Annotated in this window: 18 protein-coding genes; 6 read left to right on the top strand and 12 right to left on the bottom strand. The window is 64.5% G+C overall.

What is annotated here, in order from left to right; genetic code table 11:
• Positions 1–53 precede the first annotated feature (53 nt).
• The gene (locus IVB36_RS11020) at positions 54–452 is read left to right on the top strand and encodes an MAPEG family protein (RefSeq protein WP_247391484.1); all 399 of its coding nucleotides are present in this window, start codon (positions 54–56) and stop codon (positions 450–452) included.
• A gap of 153 nt (positions 453–605) precedes the next feature.
• Here the strand turns inward: IVB36_RS11020 and IVB36_RS11015 are convergent, their stop codons facing one another.
• The 3 genes from IVB36_RS11015 to IVB36_RS11005 are packed head-to-tail and all read right to left on the bottom strand — an operon-like array spanning position 606 to position 4,422.
• The gene (locus tag IVB36_RS11015; protein WP_018453325.1) at positions 606–1,706 is read right to left on the bottom strand and encodes a nickel/cobalt transporter; all 1,101 of its coding nucleotides are present in this window, start codon (positions 1,704–1,706) and stop codon (positions 606–608) included.
• Positions 1,703–2,341 (bottom strand): DUF1007 family protein, encoded by a 639-nt coding sequence (locus tag IVB36_RS11010; protein ID WP_247299312.1) that lies wholly within the window; start codon positions 2,339–2,341, stop codon positions 1,703–1,705. The genes IVB36_RS11015 and IVB36_RS11010 overlap by 4 nt, the downstream gene beginning before the upstream one ends.
• Complete coding sequence (locus IVB36_RS11005) at positions 2,341–4,422, bottom strand: M3 family metallopeptidase (protein WP_018453323.1); 2,082 nt, start codon at positions 4,420–4,422, stop codon at positions 2,341–2,343. Before IVB36_RS11005 ends, IVB36_RS11010 begins: the two co-directional genes overlap by 1 nt.
• Positions 4,423–4,557: 135 nt before the next feature.
• Between IVB36_RS11005 and IVB36_RS11000 the strand changes: the two genes are divergently transcribed.
• The 5 genes from IVB36_RS11000 (at position 4,558) to IVB36_RS10980 (ending at position 9,372) form a co-directional block, all read left to right on the top strand.
• A complete protein-coding gene (locus IVB36_RS11000) occupies positions 4,558–4,812 on the top strand; it encodes a hypothetical protein (RefSeq protein WP_018453322.1) in 255 nt (84 codons plus the stop codon).
• A 672-nt stretch (positions 4,813–5,484) separates the two neighbouring features.
• Positions 5,485–6,627, top strand: a complete 1,143-nt coding sequence (locus IVB36_RS10995) for a type III PLP-dependent enzyme (protein ID WP_018453321.1) — start codon at positions 5,485–5,487, stop codon at positions 6,625–6,627.
• A gap of 132 nt (positions 6,628–6,759) precedes the next feature.
• Positions 6,760–7,347: an N-acetyltransferase gene (locus tag IVB36_RS10990; protein ID WP_026232510.1), complete on the top strand. Its 588-nt coding sequence runs from the start codon at positions 6,760–6,762 to the stop codon at positions 7,345–7,347.
• 144 nt (positions 7,348–7,491) lie between these two features.
• Positions 7,492–7,881 carry a RidA family protein gene (locus IVB36_RS10985; RefSeq protein ID WP_018453319.1) on the top strand — a complete coding sequence of 130 codons (390 nt, stop codon included), beginning with the start codon at positions 7,492–7,494 and terminating at the stop codon, positions 7,879–7,881.
• Positions 7,882–7,929: 48 nt separating this feature from the next.
• Entirely contained in the window at positions 7,930–9,372 is a 1,443-nt protein-coding gene (locus IVB36_RS10980; protein ID WP_018453318.1) for a homospermidine synthase, read from the top strand.
• Positions 9,373–9,585: 213 nt separating this feature from the next.
• Here the strand turns inward: IVB36_RS10980 and IVB36_RS10975 are convergent, their stop codons facing one another.
• The 9 genes from IVB36_RS10975 to IVB36_RS10935 all read right to left on the bottom strand — a co-directional run bounded on the left by IVB36_RS10975 (position 9,586) and on the right by IVB36_RS10935 (position 16,052).
• The gene (locus IVB36_RS10975; protein ID WP_026232509.1) at positions 9,586–9,921 is read right to left on the bottom strand and encodes a hypothetical protein; all 336 of its coding nucleotides are present in this window, start codon (positions 9,919–9,921) and stop codon (positions 9,586–9,588) included.
• Between the two features lie 122 nt (positions 9,922–10,043).
• The gene (locus tag IVB36_RS10970) at positions 10,044–11,063 is read right to left on the bottom strand and encodes a WD40 repeat domain-containing protein (protein ID WP_018453316.1); all 1,020 of its coding nucleotides are present in this window, start codon (positions 11,061–11,063) and stop codon (positions 10,044–10,046) included.
• Positions 11,063–12,106, bottom strand: a complete 1,044-nt coding sequence (locus IVB36_RS10965) for a GTP-binding protein (protein ID WP_026232508.1) — start codon at positions 12,104–12,106, stop codon at positions 11,063–11,065. The genes IVB36_RS10970 and IVB36_RS10965 overlap by 1 nt, the downstream gene beginning before the upstream one ends.
• A gap of 54 nt (positions 12,107–12,160) precedes the next feature.
• Positions 12,161–13,024 carry a metal ABC transporter substrate-binding protein gene (locus IVB36_RS10960; protein ID WP_018453314.1) on the bottom strand — a complete coding sequence of 288 codons (864 nt, stop codon included), beginning with the start codon at positions 13,022–13,024 and terminating at the stop codon, positions 12,161–12,163.
• A 5-nt stretch (positions 13,025–13,029) separates the two neighbouring features.
• Positions 13,030–13,899, bottom strand: coding sequence for a metal ABC transporter permease (locus tag IVB36_RS10955; protein ID WP_007597190.1), 870 nt, complete (start codon positions 13,897–13,899; stop codon positions 13,030–13,032).
• A 6-nt stretch (positions 13,900–13,905) separates the two neighbouring features.
• The gene (locus IVB36_RS10950; RefSeq protein WP_018453313.1) at positions 13,906–14,661 is read right to left on the bottom strand and encodes an ABC transporter ATP-binding protein; all 756 of its coding nucleotides are present in this window, start codon (positions 14,659–14,661) and stop codon (positions 13,906–13,908) included.
• A 2-nt stretch (positions 14,662–14,663) separates the two neighbouring features.
• Positions 14,664–14,900: a hypothetical protein gene (locus IVB36_RS10945; RefSeq protein ID WP_039798633.1), complete on the bottom strand. Its 237-nt coding sequence runs from the start codon at positions 14,898–14,900 to the stop codon at positions 14,664–14,666.
• Positions 14,901–14,943: 43 nt separating this feature from the next.
• Positions 14,944–15,444, bottom strand: coding sequence for a hypothetical protein (locus IVB36_RS10940; RefSeq protein ID WP_018453311.1), 501 nt, complete (start codon positions 15,442–15,444; stop codon positions 14,944–14,946).
• Entirely contained in the window at positions 15,441–16,052 is a 612-nt protein-coding gene (locus tag IVB36_RS10935; protein ID WP_018453310.1) for a permease, read from the bottom strand. The genes IVB36_RS10940 and IVB36_RS10935 overlap by 4 nt, the downstream gene beginning before the upstream one ends.
• Between the last annotated feature and the right edge of the window lie 82 nt (positions 16,053–16,134).

Here is a 16,134-nt window from a genome sequence, read left to right as displayed (position 1 = left end):
TTGTCAAGATCAGGCCGGTTTCGCTAGGGTCGCACCGAGGCGGGGGAGGAAAGATGACACTCGCGGAATGGTGCGTCTCCGGAGCGTTGCTGCTCTATTTGGTGACGATCGTCTCGGTCAAATGGATCAGGTTTCGCGGGTTCGACAATTCACGCCCGCGCGATCCCGCCTTCTACGAAGAGGCCATCGCGCAGCGCGCGCTCGGCGCCCACCAGAATGGTATCGAGACCTTTCCGTTCTTCGCCTTCGCGGTGCTGCTGGCCGAATTCCGGGACTCGCCGCAGCGGATGATCGACGAGCTCGCGGTGCTGTTCCTGATCGTACGGATCGCCTATCTGCTGACCTATCTCGGGAACCGCCCGACGCTGCGCTCCATCCTCTGGAGCATCGGCTTTGCGATCAATCTCGGGATCTTCTTCATGCCGGCGTTGAAGCAGTTCTTGCCGGTGTGACTCTCCCTTTGTGGGAGAAGGTGGCGCGAAGCGCCGGATGAGGGGTTCTATCGGCGAACGCAGCTGCAAGAGGATCGCTCGCGGAGACAACCCCTCACCCGTCTCGCCGCTACGCGGCGAGCCACCCTCGCCCACAAGGGGAGAGGGAAAAACTCAGAAACACGTCGTCCGTTCGGCCGCGATGTAACCCAACAACAGGCCTGCACCGAACAGCAGCACGAGGCCGGCGGCGGCGAATTCGATGCCGCGCATGAACAGCGCGCCGTTGCCGTCGCGTCCGGCGCTCAGGCGGGCGGCGATGTCCTTGGCGGAGACGGCGACCACGGCAATGACCGCGACGGTGATCGCGGTGCCGAGCCCCATCAGCAGAGTTGCGGCGATGCCGGCCCAGAACAGGCCTTGGGCCAACGCGAACACCAGCACCAGGATCGCGCCCGAACAGGGACGGATGCCGACGGTCAGGATCGCGGTAAAGCCGCGTCCCCAGCCTCCGAGGCCGGCGAGCTCGCTCGGCATGGGGCCGTGGGAATGGCCGCAATGCTCGTCATGGACGTGGTGATGCGCGTGGTGATGATGGGCGTGCGCATGATCGTGACGATGATGATCATGCGCATCATGATGGTGGTGACCGTGATCATGATGGTCATGCGGCACGCCCGCGATCGCCGACACCGGCTGAACCGCCTGCAGCGCACGGATGAAGGTGCGGCCCTTGACCCAGACCAGGCGCAGGCCGAAAAGCGCGATCAGGGCGTAGCTTGCGATCTCGATCGCGCCTTCCGCCTTGCACATGGTCCTGGCGGTCGCATTCAGCACCCAGGCCGAGATACCGACGATCAGGATCGCCACCAGCGACTGCATCAACGCGGATGCAAACGACAGCACGATGCCGCGCCTGACAGTCTCGCGATTGGCGACGAGATAGGAGGCGATCACCGCCTTGCCGTGGCCGGGCCCTGCGGCGTGGAAGATGCCGTAGGCAAAGGAGATGACGAGCAGCGTCCACACCGCCGAGCCGTCGGACTTGGCGGCGCGAATGGTCGCCGACATCTGGCGATAAAATTCCGATTGTTTTGCCAAGAGCCAGCCGATGAGGCCACTGGCCTCAGGCTCAGCCGCCCGCGCGGGTCTTGGTGCGCCAAACGGGTTCTGCGCGACGAGTTCGTGGAGGGCCGCGTCGGCCACGCCCGCAACCAGCAGAACGGCGGCACAGGTGAGCAGCCCACGTGCGAGCGGGGAGAGTTTCGACTTCAAGGGCAATCCACCGTGATCTTGTTGGCGAACATCATGCCGAAATTGGAGTTCTCGCCGTTCATGAAGGTCTGCTCGTTGAGCTTCTGCGCACTCGCGGTGCCGTCGCTCGGCCGCTCAAGTTTCATCTGGCAGCCGGCGGGCGCGCCGACCAGCTTGATCGGGTTGTCCTTGGCCATCTGGAAGTCAATGAAGAAGGAGCGGTCGAACACTTCGAGCATCAATTGCTTGGACCTGACCGGATTCTTCAGCGGCAGCGTGAAGTGCAGGGTCAGGACCGTATCCTTGTAGTCGAGGAAGTAGTCGACCGGCTCCTGGAATCGCTCCTTCTTGCCGTCGGCTCGCGCGAAGGTGAAGTAGGCATATTCCTTCAGCGACTCGACATTGGTCTGCGCCAGCGGTCCGAGCTCCTCGCGGGTATAGACGCCCTTGGTCTTGCTCTCGAGCCCCTGCACGGCATAGGCCGAGAACATGTCGTCAAACGTCCAGGCGTGGCGCACGCCGGTGATGGTGCCGTCCGCGGCATAGAGCAACTCGCTGGTCGCGGTGATCCAGACATGCGGGTGCGCCTGCGCCGCCCCGGCCACAAAGGTGAGGCCAGCGGCGAGCAGCAGCCCGAGCAGGGCGCGCACGCCCATCAGGCCGCCTTCGGGGCGTCAAGCAGACCTCGGCGACGCAGCAGCGCATCGGGCTCCGGCGGGCGGCCGCGGAAGGCCTCATAGGCGGCTTCCGGATCGACCGATCCGCCGCTCGAGTAGATGTCGTCGTGCAGGCGTTTTGCGACGGCGGGATCGAAGATGTCGCCGGCTTCCTCGAATGCGCCGAAGGCGTCGGCGTCCATCACCTCCGACCACATGTAGCTGTAATAGCCGGCGGCATAATGATCGCCGGTGAAGATGTGACCGAATTGCGTCGGACGGTGACGCAGCGAGATCTCCTCGGGCATGCCGATCTTCTCCAGCTCGCGTCTCTCGAAGGCGCGGACGTCCTGCGCGGCGGAGGCCGGCTGGGTGTGGAATTCGAGATCGATCAGCGCCGAGGAGACGAACTCGACCGTGGCGAAACCCTGGTTGAATTTTCGCGCGGCCAGGAACCGTTGCAGCAGATCGTCCGGCAGCGGCTCGCCGGTCTGGTAGTGGCGGGCAAACTTTTGCAGCACCTCGGGCCGCTCCTGCCAATGCTCGTACAGCTGGGAGGGCAATTCGACGAAGTCGGTGAACACGGAGGTGCCCGACAGCGACGGATAGGTCACGTTGGAGAGCATGCCGTGCAGGCCATGGCCGAACTCGTGGAACAGGGTGCGGGCATCGTCGGGCGACAGCAGCGAGGGTTCCCCGTCCGCGCCCTTGGAGAAGTTGCAGATGTTGAGGATCAGCGGCGCGACCTCGCCGTCGAGCTTCTGCTGGTCGCGCAGCGAGGTCATCCAGGCGCCGGAGCGCTTCGACGGCCGGGCGAAGTAATCGCCATAGAACAGCGCCTTGTGCTTGCCGTCCCGCCCCTTCATCTCCCAGACCCGGACGTCCGGATGCCAGACCGGCACGTTCTTGCGCTCCTCGAAAGTGACGCCGAACAGGCGCGTGGCACAGTCGAAGGCGGCGGCGATCATGTGATCGAGCGCGAGATACGGCTTGATCGCGGCGTCGTCGAAATTGGCGCGCTGAAGGCGCAGCTTTTCGGCATAGAAGCGCCAGTCCCAGGGGGCGAGCTTGAAATTGCCGCCCTCCTCCGTGATCAGCGCCTGCATGTCGTCGCGGTCGGCGAGCGCCCGCGCCCGGGCCGGCTTCCAGACCCGCTCCAGAAGGCCGCGCACCGCTTCCGGCGTCTTGGCCATGGAATCCTCGAGCCGGTAGGCCGCGAAGGTCGGATAACCCAGGAGATTGGCGCTCTCCTCGCGCAGCTTCAGGACCTCGACGATGGTCGCGTTGTTGTCGTTGGCATTGCCGTTGTCGCCCCGCGCGGTGAAGGCCTTGTAGACCTTCTCGCGCAGGTCACGCCGGGCCGAGCTCTTCAGGAACTGTTCGACCGAGGAGCGCGACAGGGTGACGATGGCCTTGCCGGCCATGCCGCGTTCTTCCGCCGCAGCCTTGGCGCTGGCGACAAAACTCTCCGGCAGGCCCTGGCGGTCGGCTTCGCCGAGCTCCATGAACCATTCCTGCTCGTCGCCGAGCAGATGATGACTGAAGCTGGTGCCGAGCTGGGCGAGTCTCTCGTTGATCTCCGCCATCCGCGTCTTGGCCTCTTCGGAGAGGCCGGCGCCGGAGCGGTGGAAGCGGGTGTAGGTGCGCTCGAGCAGGCGGAGCTGTTCCGGTGTCAGACCGAGATTGGCGCGGTTCTCGTGTAGCTGGGCAATGCGGCCAAACAGCACGGCGTTCATCATGATCGGATTCCAGTGCCGCGCCATCCGCAAGGAAACCTCCTTGTCGATCTCCAGAATGGCCGGGTTGGAATGCGCCGAGACGAGGTCGTAGAAGACCGACGCGACCTTGCTGAGCAGCTTGCCCGAGCGCTCCAGCGCCGTGATGGTGTTGGCGAAGTCGGGCGCGGTCGGGTCGTTGGTGATCGCTGCGATCTCGGCGGAGTGGTCGGCGAAGGCCTGCTCGAAGGCCGGGAGGAAGTGCTCCGGCTTGATTTCGTCGAAGGGCGGGGTCGCAAACGGCGTCACCCACGCCTTCAGCAGCGGGTTGGTCTCGGAGTCCGTAGTTTGGCGGGGTTCTGACATTACAAGTCCCGATTTGTGGCTCGATTGTTGCGGCCAGCTATAGCACGCGATAGGGCTTTTTTGGGCCGTTTGCCCTTGCTCCCGGCTGCCTTTTCGGTGAGATTGCGGCCCTCCAAGCCTAGGACCCCTGAGCTCATGAACGCGACCTCCTCGTCTTCCCGTCGGATCGTCTGGCCGAGCGTCATCACCGTCGTCAGCGCCGCCATCCTGATCGGCGCCGAGGTGTTCGGCGCGGCGTTTGCCGGCGGCTGGGCGCTCGCGATCCTGTTCGGGCTGGGCGAGCAAGGCACGCACATCCTTCAGGCCACGCTGTTTGCGCTCGGCGTGCTCGTGATGACGGCCTTCATCCGCGCCGCTCAACGCGTCGAGCCGTTCACGAAGCGCGGCTGAAGCGCGGACGCTCGCGAGTGACGCGCGCCGCGCAGAAAACTTAACGCGCGTTCATCTTTCGCGTCGCGCGCGCAACACTGCGCAAGCAGATGTTAGGCAATTCTGTTCGCAGCCTAAAAAATCTCTTGCGAAGCAGAGTCAAAACACTTATGTGCGGATTGCCCAATTTCGCACGTGCCTGTGGTCGTGTGTCAGTCGGTAGGTATCCGGACAAGAGGCCGGACAGCCGCCAAGGGGTGAAGAAGCCGAGGGGCTCTTCGGAAGTGTGGAAGTCGGAAGGCTCATCGCCGGAAGACGAAAGCAAACCCGGAGCGTCCAGCATCTCTCTCAAAGAGATGCCTTGTCGAAGGTGACTTTGCTCTTTGCAACCGTGACTGGCAGCCGGAGGCGAACCGGCGCACCCCGCTCTCAACGGGGGACGCGACTTAAAGCAACGACGGATCGGGCTTTTTTGGTCTCTACCGGCAGTCCAACGCCGGCGCGGGCTACTGAAAAGGCTTGTCCTTCATTGCCAGGTGTGCGGGCGGGAACATTCCCAACCAATCCACGGCAGCACAGTCTGATGTGAGTCTTTGGCTCGTCGCGCCTCCATCGCGCGATCTGGCCGGAGCGCTCTTATCCGACGTCATTTTTTGAACGGATCCCCGTCGCTGGGCCGTTTGGGAGAGTGCTATGACCGACCGTATCCAGGAATTCCTGCGCAACCGCCGCAGCGAGGGCCTCGACACCGAGCCGTGCCTCGTCGTCGACCTCGAAGTCGTGCGCGACAATTACCAGACCTTTGCCAAGGCGCTGCCCGACAGCCGCGTGTTCTATGCCGTCAAGGCGAACCCGGCGCCGGAAGTGCTGGCTTTGCTCGCCTCCATGGGCTCCTGCTTCGACACCGCGACGGTCGCCGAGATCGAGATGGCGCTGGCCGCCGGTGCGACGCCCGACCGCATCTCCTTCGGCAACACGATCAAGAAGGAGCGCGACATCGCGCGCGCCTTCGCGCTCGGCATTCGGCTGTTCGCGGTCGATTGCGCCGCCGAAGTCGAGAAGGTCGCCCGTGCCGCGCCCGGCGCAAAGGTGTTCTGCCGCATCCTCTATGACTGCGCCGGCGCCGAATGGCCGCTGTCGCGCAAGTTCGGCTGCGACCCGGAGATGGCCGTCGACGTGCTCGACGTTGCCAAGCGTCTGGGCCTGGAGCCGTGCGGCATCTCCTTCCATGTCGGCTCGCAGCAGCGCAAGGTGAAGGCGTGGGACCGTGCGCTGGCAATGGCCTCGCAGGTGTTCCGCGACTGCGCCGAGCGCGGCATCAACCTGACCATGGTCAACATGGGCGGCGGTTTCCCGACCAAGTACCTGAAGGACGTACCGCCGGTGGTGACCTACGGGCGCTCGATCTTCCGCGCGCTGCGCAAGCACTTCGGCAACCAGATTCCGGAGACCATCATCGAGCCGGGCCGCGGCATGGTGGGCAACGCCGGCATCATCGAGTCCGAAGTCGTGCTCATCTCGAAGAAGAGCGACGAGGACGAGGTGCGCTGGGTCTATCTGGACATCGGCAAGTTCGGCGGTCTCGCCGAGACCATGGACGAGTCGATCCGTTACGCCATCCGCACCCCGCATGACGGCGCGGACATGACGCCGTGCGTGCTCGCGGGCCCGACCTGTGACAGCGCCGACGTGCTGTACGAGAAGAACCCGTATCCGCTTCCGGTGACGCTCGAGATCGGCGACAAGCTGCTGATCGAAGGCACCGGGGCCTATACGTCGACCTACTCGGCGGTGGCTTTCAACGGCATCCCGCCGCTGAAAACCTACCACATCTGATCCGCCTCGCGTCTGAGGCCTGACGAACCCGGGAACCGGCTTGCCGGCTCCCTCCCTGACATTTCGATTTCTGACGACGCCTTGAACCGGCGTGCTTTGCGCACGTCAGTTTCAAGCGGGGACTGACGCGCCATGACTGCTCTTCGGAAGACACAAATTGACCCCACTTCGAAAGCCGCTCCGTTCGCGATCCGTGCGGAGCGTGCTGTCGACGTTGCGATGCGTGAAGCGCTGCTCGATGCGTCCTTTGGCGAGAACCGCCATGGCCGTACCTGTCAGCGCCTGCGTGACGGACGCGCCCCCGCTGCCGGCCTTGCGCTGGCCGCGATGCGCGAGGGGAAGCTCGTGGGAACCGTGCGGCTGTGGCACGTCAGCGCCGGAGGCAGGCCCGCTCTGGTCCTCGGACCGCTGGCGGTGGACCCTGCCTGCCGCGAGCTCGGGATCGGCGCCGCGCTGATGCAACAAGCGCTGGCTGCCGCCCGGGCGCGCGGGCATGCCGCCGTGATCCTGCTCGGCGATGCCCCCTATTACGCCCGCTTCGGCTTCTCGGCCGCCAACACCGGCGAGCTGTCGCTGCCCGGTCCGTTCGAGCGCGACCGCCTGCTGGCGATCGAATTCACGACAGGCGCGCTGGACGGCGCCGCCGGGATGATCGTCCCGACTGGTGCGGCCCTGCCCAAACGGAGGGTAGTTCGCGCCCTCCAGGCGCGCGCGGCTTAAGGGATCGCCATGATGGCGACGACCTAGCCGCGTTAAGCGGCAACGCCCGGCTGTGCCTGCGTTAAGCTCCATTCCTTTGGGGTTGCGCAGGCCGGCAAATTGCGTAAACCCCACGAAATTCCTCTTCAGTCGAGGCCTACGACCATGTCCCGCCGCCTGATTTCCACCGGCTCCCCGTTCGAGAAGACCGCCGGCTACAGCCGCGCCGTGATCGACGGCGAGTTCGCCTTCGTCGCGGGTACCACCGGCTACGACTACACCACCATGACGATGCCGGCCGATGTCACGAGCCAGTCACGCAACTGCTTCAAGACCATCGAAGCTGCCCTGAAGGAGGGCGGCTTCGAGATGGCCGACATTGTCCGCGTCACCTATTACCTCACCGACGCCAAGAACGCAGACGCGCATTTCGCGGTCTGCGGCGAAGTCCTCGGCGAGATCCGCCCGGCCGCCACGCTTCTCGTCGTCTCGGCGCTCTACAAGCCCGAGATGAAAGTCGAGATCGAAGCCACTGCCAAGCGCCGCAGCACCTGAGCCATCCCTCACCATTTGCTCGCCAGCACGTTCCGGAGAAACCATCCTATGAGCCCCGCCTCGCAGATCTACGCGAAGATCACTGGCCCCATCGTCATGGTCGGCTTCGGCTCCATCGGCAAAGGCACGCTGCCGCTGATCGAGCGGCATCTCGATTACGACAAATCGCGCATCACCGTGATCGATCCCAAGGACGAGGGTCGCAAGGCGCATTGCGAGAAGCACAATGTGCGCTTCATCCAGAAGGGTGTGACCAAGGACAATTACCGCGAGTTGCTGACCCCGCTGCTCACCGAAGGCGGCGGCCAGGGCTTTTGCGTCAATCTCTCGGTCGACACCGGCTCCACCGACATCATGGAGCTCTGCAACGAGCTCGGCGCTCTCTATATCGACACCGTCAACGAGCCCTGGCTCGGCTTCTATTTCGATTCGTCGAAGGGCCCGGAGGCGCGCTCCAACTACGCCCTTCGCGAAGCGACGCTGGCCGCCAAGAAGGCGCGCCCCGCGGGGTCGACGACGGCCGTCTCCTGCTGTGGCGCCAATCCCGGCATGGTCTCGTTTTTCGTCAAGCAGGCGTTGCTCAACGTCGCCGCCGATCTGAAGCTCAATGCCCCCAAGCCGAAGACCAAAGCCGAATGGGCGGACTTGATGCGACAGGCCGGTATCAAGGGCATCCATATCGCCGAACGCGACACCCAGCGCTCCAAGAAGCCGAAAGAGCCCGATGTCTTCGTCAACACCTGGTCGGTGGAAGGTTTCCTGTCGGAAGGCGTGCAGCCCTCCGAGCTCGGCTGGGGCACCCACGAAAAATGGATGCCCGAGAATGCGCGGACTCACGAAGCCGGCTGCGGCGCTGCCATCTATCTGATGCAGCCCGGCGCCAACACGCGCGTGCGCACCTGGTGCCCGACCCGCGGCGCGCAATATGGCTTCCTCGTCACCCACAACGAGTCGATCTCGATTGCCGACTATTTCACCGTGCGCGACGCATCGGGCACGGCGGTCTATCGGCCGACCTGCCACTACGCCTATCATCCGGCTGACGATGCCGTGCTGTCGCTGCATGAAATGTTCGGCCGCGCCGCGAAGATGCAGGAAAAGCACCACATCCTCGACGAGAACGAAATCGTCGACGGCATCGACGAACTCGGCGTGCTGCTGTTCGGCCATGACAACAATGCCTACTGGTACGGCTCGCAGCTCTCGATCGAAGAGACCCGCAAGCTCGCGCCCTATCAGAACGCCACCGGTCTGCAAGTGACCTCCGCCGTGCTCGGCGGCATGGTGTGGGCGCTAGAAAACCCGAACGAGGGCATCGTCGAAGCCGACGAGATGGATTTCGATCGTCTGCTGGAAATTCAGCTGCCGTATCTCGGCCCGGTGAAGGGTTTTTATACCGACTGGACGCCGCTGACGGATCGTCCGGGACTGTTCCCGGAGGACATCGACACGAGCGATCCCTGGCAGTTCCGGAATGTTCTGGTGCGGTGAGGCGGCGTCGCGCCACGGCCACTGCTGTCATGCCCCGCGACCCGGCTACGCCAAGGCTTAGCCGAGGTTGAGGTCCAGGCGCGCCGAAGCTTTAGCGTAAGCGGCAGGCGGGGCATCCAGTACGCCGCAGCATCTCCGTATCCACGCACAGCCTCTGGAATACTGGATCGTCCGCCTTCGCGGACGATGACAGCACCCGCGTAGATGCAGAACCTACTTCCTCTCGATCGGCGGCGCGATCTTCTCGGCTGGGGCTGGCGGCAATGCTGGTTTCGCCGCGCCGGCAGCGCCCTGCGTCTGCGGTTCGGGCCGCGCGGGCTCTGGGGCGGGCGTGGTCGGCCGGTCGCCGCCGGGCTTGGCTTCCGCGGGCTTATTCTGATCGTCGGACGGCGTGCCCTGAAGGGGTTGCGTCGCTTGGGCTGTCTGCATCCGGGTCTCGGCGCGGATTTGCGCCAGCGACATGCCTGACACCACGACGCCTGCCGCGAACAGCGAGCAGGCGACCATCAAGTCGAGCTTCAGTCTGCGCTTGTCATATTGGCCGGGCATGTCGATCACCGCCTTTGTCTGCGGGATCAACGAAATTGCCGCTCTGCGGTTCCCGCCCGTGGCGGCCGGAACTCGACGGCTGCGCGCCACATGGCCCCATCCACGGTCGGAACGATGACAGATTAAAGCTCGAGCAGGCCGCCATCACCATTTTCGTCGGCGAACGCCAACAGCGTCCCCTTCGCGTTCCAGGCGAGCGCGGCGACTGCGGGCGTGCCGTTGCGGCGGACGAGGATCTCGGCGCCGTCCTCCAGACGGACCATCAGCACGGTGCCGTCGCTGTAGCCGGCGGCGAAGATGTCGTTCCTGGGGTGGCAGGCGACGACCGACACGCGCGCCTGCAGCGGCGCGAGCATCGCTGGCTCCTTGCCCATCGGGCCATCCTTGCTAGCGAACGGCCACAGGATCACCGTGTCGGCGCCCGAGGTCGCCAGCGCCTTGCCGCCCGCGCTCCACGACATCGAGCGGACGCGGCTGGGATAGCCGGTCATGCGCATGTGCCTGTTGTCGGCAAGCCGCCAGCCGTGCAGCGCCGATTCGTGCATCGTGGTGACCAGGAATTTGTTGTCCGGGCTGAAGGTGACGCCGAGATGCGAGCCGGCCCAAGGCAGGAATTCGGCCGACCCCGCCATGTTGGGAAACCACAGCGTCGCGCCGTTGTAATGGGCGATCGCGAGACGCTGGCCCTTCGGCGCAAACGCGAGGCCGCCGACGGTCGAGGGCACCTCGAGCGACTTCTCCTCGCTCTTGCCGCTCTTGAAGAAAGCAGTCTTGCCAGCCGACCAGGCGTAGGCACCGTCCGGATGCAGCGCCACCGCATCGATCCAGCGCCGTTTCGGGTCGGTCGCAAGCAGCGTCACTTCGCCTTTGGCCTCGAGCGACACGACTTTTCCATCGTCGCCGCCCATCACGAGGCGCTTGCCGTCGGAGGCGGCCGAGAGAATGCCGCCGCTGTGCACGGCGATCTTGCTGATCTCACCCTGGCTATCCACGAGCGCGACATTCTCCTCGCCGCCGACGAAGGCGGCGCGGTTGCCAAGGAAATGCACGGAGGTCACGACCATGCCGAGCGCGAGCGGTTTGACGCGCTCGGTGACGGAGACGATCGAGGCGGAATCGGCGGGTGGCGTAAACTCTTTCATCACGAGACGATGCAGCTCTCAAAACCCTGGCGAATGAGGTCTTGCGGCAATTCGCGACCGATGAAGACGAGGCGGCTCTCGCGCGGCTCGCCGTCCTTCCATTTGCGCTGGTGGTTGCCCTCCAGCATCATGTGGACACCCTGAAAGACGTAGCGGTCATCATCGTCGTGGAAAGCAAGGATGCCCTTGGAGCGCAGGATCTTGCCGCCCTCCACCTGCACCAGGTTCTGAAGCCAGGGCATGAACACGTTCGGATCGAGCGGCTTGTCGGTCTTGAGTGACAGCGACTGCATGTCCTCGTCGTGATAGTGCTTCAGGCCGTGGCTGTGATCATGATTGTGATGATGGTCGTGATGGTGATGATCATGGTCGTGGTCATGATCCTCGGCATTCAGGAAGTCCGGCTCGATGTCGAGGATGCGGTCGAGGTCGAAAGCGCCGCGGTCGAGCACGTCCGCCAAAGCCACCGAGCAGCGCTCGGTGCGATGCAGTTTCGCATAGGGATTGATGGCGCGGATGCGGGCCTCGACCTCGGCAAGTTCTCCCTTGGAAACGAGATCGATCTTGTTCAGCACGATGACGTCGGCAAAGGCGATCTGGTTCTTGGCCTCAGGTGCATCCTTGAGGCGGTCGGATAGCCATTTGGCGTCCGCAACCGTGACCACCGCATCGAGGCGCGCGCTCTTCTGCACGTCCTCGTCGACGAAGAAGGTCTGGGCGACGGGGGCCGGATCGGCAAGACCGGTGGTCTCGACGATGATGGCGTCGAACTTGCCCTTGCGCTTCATCAGGCCTTCCATGATGCGCACGAGATCGCCGCGCACGGTGCAGCAGATGCAGCCGTTGTTCATTTCGAACACTTCCTCATCGGCACCGATGATGAGGTCGTTGTCGATGCCGATCTCGCCGAATTCGTTGACGATGACGGCGTATTTCTTGCCGTGGTTTTCCGACAGGATGCGGTTCAACAGCGTGGTCTTGCCCGCACCGAGATAGCCGGTCAGGACGGTCACGGGAATTTTTGGGGCGGTCGCTTCAGACATAACAACTCCGGACTTCGGGCTTTTCGCGCGACGCGAGGCGGGGTGGCCCCTGCCCTAGTGGTCAAGCGCACTGGTCAGGGCCTTTATATTGTGCCTGACCATATCAATGTAAGTGGGTGCAGGCCCCTTTTCGCCGGTCAAACCGTCCGAAATCAGGGTCCCGCCGACTTTTGAGCCGGTCTCCGCCGCGATCCGCCGGATCAGCCGGTCGTCGCTGATATTTTCCAGGAACACGGCTGGGATTTTTTGGGCCTTGATCTGGCCGATGATGGTGGCGATGTCCCGCGCGCTGGGCTCGGTTTCCGTGGAGACGCCGAGCGGCGCGATGAACTGGACGCCGTATTCGGCGGCGAAATAGCCGAAAGCGTCATGGGTCGAAATCACCTTGCGACGCTCCTGCGGGATCTTGGCCACGGCTGCGCGGACCTCGCGGTCGAGCGTTTCGAGCTTTTCCAAATAGGCCTTGGCCCGGGCGCGGAAGAACTCCGCATCGTCAGGGTCGACCGCGGCCAGCGCATTGGCGATGTCGGTGACGTAGATTTTGGCGTTGGGGACCGACTGCCAGCCATGCGGATCTGCGGCCGAGCCGAGCTTGAGCGGCGCGATGCCGGCGCTCACGATAACCACCTGCGCCTTGCTGCCCGAGGACTGCACGAGCCGTGGCAGCCAGCCCTCGAGACCAAGCCCGTTGACGATGACCAGCTTTGCGTCCGCGATCCGCTTCGCATCGCTTGGCGCGGGCGCGTAGACATGGACGTCGCTGTCGGCCCCGACCAACGTCGTCAGATTGATCCGGTCGCCGCCGACATTACGGACGAAGTCGGCCAGGATCGAGAAGCTCGCGACGACTTTCAGTTGCTCAGCGGCGTGCAGCGGCGAGGCGATCAGCATAAGCACACAAAGCAGGATGCGCCGCATCGCTATCACGCTTCCAAATGCCGGCCGGGAAACAGCTGCCTAACGACGCCGCCGACCCGGCCGAACAGGACGGAGACGGTGTAGAGCGCGCTTGCCACCAGAATGATCGCAGGACCCGACGGCACACGGGTCTGGAACGACAGCACGAGACCTGCATAGCCGGACACGGCGGCAGCGACGACCGCGATGCAGATCATGACGGTGAGATCGCGCGACCAGAACCGCGCGATGCCGGCCGGCAGGATCATCAGGCCGACCGCGAGCAGCGTGCCGAGCGCCTGAAAGCCGTTGACGAGGTTGATCACGACCAGCGCGAGGAAAGCGAGATGCGCAGGCCCGCCGGCCCGGCTGACGGTGCGCAAAAACAGCGGATCGACGCTTTCGATCACCAGCGGACGGTAGATCACGGCGAGCACCAGCAGCGTGACCGTGGCGTTGAATGCGACGACCAGCAGCGTCTGGTCGTCCATCGCGAGAATATTGCCGAACAGCACGTGCAGCAGGTCGATATTGGTGCCCTTGATCGAGACGATGGTGACGCCGAGCGCCAGCGAGGCCAGATAGAAGGTCGCGAGCGAGGCATCCTCCTTCAACCCGGTCGAGCGCGCGACGAGGCCTGCGAGGATTGCGACGGCAAAACCTGCGATCAGGCCTCCGGCCGTCATCGCGAACAGATTGAGGCCGGAGAGCAGGAAACCGACAGCGGCGCCGGGGAGGATTGCATGTGCCATGGCGTCGCCGACCAGGCTCATCCGCCGCAACATCAGGAACACGCCGATCGGCGCACCCGCGAGCGACAGCGCGATAACGGCCGCGAGCGCACGTCGCATGAACTCGAATTCGGTGAACGGGCCGATCAACGCGTCATAGAGCATCGGATATCAAGCCGCCCGTGAGCGGGCATCATCGGCCGAGCAGGTGGCGGCGCTGTCGTCGAAGGCTTCGCACATCCGCATTGCGACCAGCAGGTTTTCCGGCGTCAGCACCTCCGCCGTCGGCCCCCACACCACGGGACCGCGCGCCAGCACCAGCGTCTCGCTGAAATGGGTGCGCACCATCTCCATGTCGTGCAGTGCGGCGAGCACTGTGCGGCCCTCGCCATGCCAGTGCTTCACCAGCGTCAGCAGATCAGCCGTGGTCTTGCTGTCGATGGCGTTGAAGGGCTCGTCCAACACGATCAGCCGCGCGTCCTGGAGCAGTACGCGCGCGAACAGCACGCGCTGCATCTGGCCGCCCGAGAGCGTGCCGATTGGGCGGTTTTCGAAACCGTTGAGGCCAACGGAAGCGATCGCGCGGAGGATCTTTTCGCGCGCCGCCTTGCCGATGCCGCCGAACAGGCCGGTCCCACGCCACAGCCCGGTGGCGACGAAGTCCAGCACCGAGATCGGGAAGCTGCGGTCGATCTCCGCACTCTGCGGCAGATAGGCGATATCGCGGCTGTCGAGCCCGCCGAGATGGATGCTGCCGTCGAGCGGCCTGAGGATGCCGACGATGCCCCGCAGCAGCGTCGACTTGCCGGCGCCGTTCGGGCCGATCACGGCCAGCAGCGCGCCCGGCGCGACCTCCCCATTGAGGTGGTGCACGGCCGGATGGCGGTCATAGCCGAGCGTAACGTTGTGGAAATGCAGCGCCGCCATGGTCACCTCATCGCCAGGAAGACCACGCCCCAAAGCACGGCGCAGACCGCGAGCGCGGCCGCGAGACGGGCGGCCATCGTCATGCGCAGGATCGACCAGTGCGCCGCCTGAGCCGGATGCGGAGAGGCCGCACCGTGGACATGTGCGTGGGTGTGATCGTGTCCATGCGAATGCCCGTCGTCATGGGAATGGCTATGAGCATGATCGCTATGATGGGCTTGGGACGCGGCGGGAACCATTCCTGGATGTTATATTATAACATTACAGCTGTCCATGCCGGGCTCAGGGTTTGCCGATCAGCATGGCGATGGCGGCGGCGACGAACGGGAACGGCACCGAAACCGCGCAGCGGAACCAGACGAAACGGGCCGGCATGAACGGAATTTCCCACAAAATCACCCGTTGGAAGGCAAATAGCGCCCAAGCGACGACATAGGCGACCACCTGCGGCACCCCACCACCCGATTTCAGGGCCACCGTCCCGATCGAGAACCCGATCACCGGGCCACCGGGCGTCGCGGCCCCGGCGACCACGGCAGTCGCGACCCCGAGCCAGCCGCTGTCCGGGCCGAGCCAGCCGCTGATCACCTCCTGTGGGATGATAGCGGCGATGTAGCCGGAGCCGATCACCCCCAGCGCGATCCGCGGCACGATGTTGATGAAGTCCATCGAGCCTTCGCGCAGCGAGGCCTTGAACACTGGTGGGCCGCGGCGAAAGGCGATCAGGCCGACGCCGAACACCGAACCCCACAACAGGATGTCGATCAGGAGCGCGGCGCTCATGTCTCGTCGTCCTTCATGGCCGGCTTCGGATAAAGCCGGACATAGACGAAGCGGCCGAGCGCGCCTGCGAGCACCGGCAACGGCAGCGAGATGACGATGCGCCACAGCGTGAAGTCGGTGCCCATAATCGGGATTTCCCAGGCGACCGCCCGGCCATAGCCGATCAAGGTCCAACTCACGACCATGGCGATGGTGGCACCGAAATCGGCGCCGACCGCCAGCAGCGCACTCGCCACGGGATAGGCGGTGAAGGGACCGCCGGGCAGGATCGCGCCGAAGGCGGTGCCGATCAGAAGGCCTTTCAGGCCCGATTTCGGCCCGAGCGCGCGCGAGACTTTTTCGTGCGGCAGGATCTCGGAGATGAACGCACCGAGCAGGCAGCCGGCCAGCACGCGGGGCAGGATGCCGCCGAACAGCGAGAGATCGTGGGTCAGTATCTCGAGAACACCGTCGGTGCCATCACGCCGCCAGACCAGACCTGCGCTCACCGCCACAAGGGCTGCGATGATGATGGTCGACCAGCCGATCGGCTTGCGCACGCGACCCGGCCGCGGCTCGGATTCCGCGTCCTCGGCGGATGCCGGGTCTTTCGAGGAAGGATCTGACAACGGGCGCGTTCGGCTCGAGGGCGATGCCCGTCCTGCTTAAGGGCGCCGCAGATGCGATGCAAACAGTACGATGACGGGAGCG

The organism is Bradyrhizobium sp. 35, assembly GCF_023073215.1.
GTDB classification, from domain to species: domain Bacteria; phylum Pseudomonadota; class Alphaproteobacteria; order Rhizobiales; family Xanthobacteraceae; genus Bradyrhizobium; species Bradyrhizobium canariense_D.
This window is presented reverse-complemented; position numbering and strand designations above follow the sequence as displayed.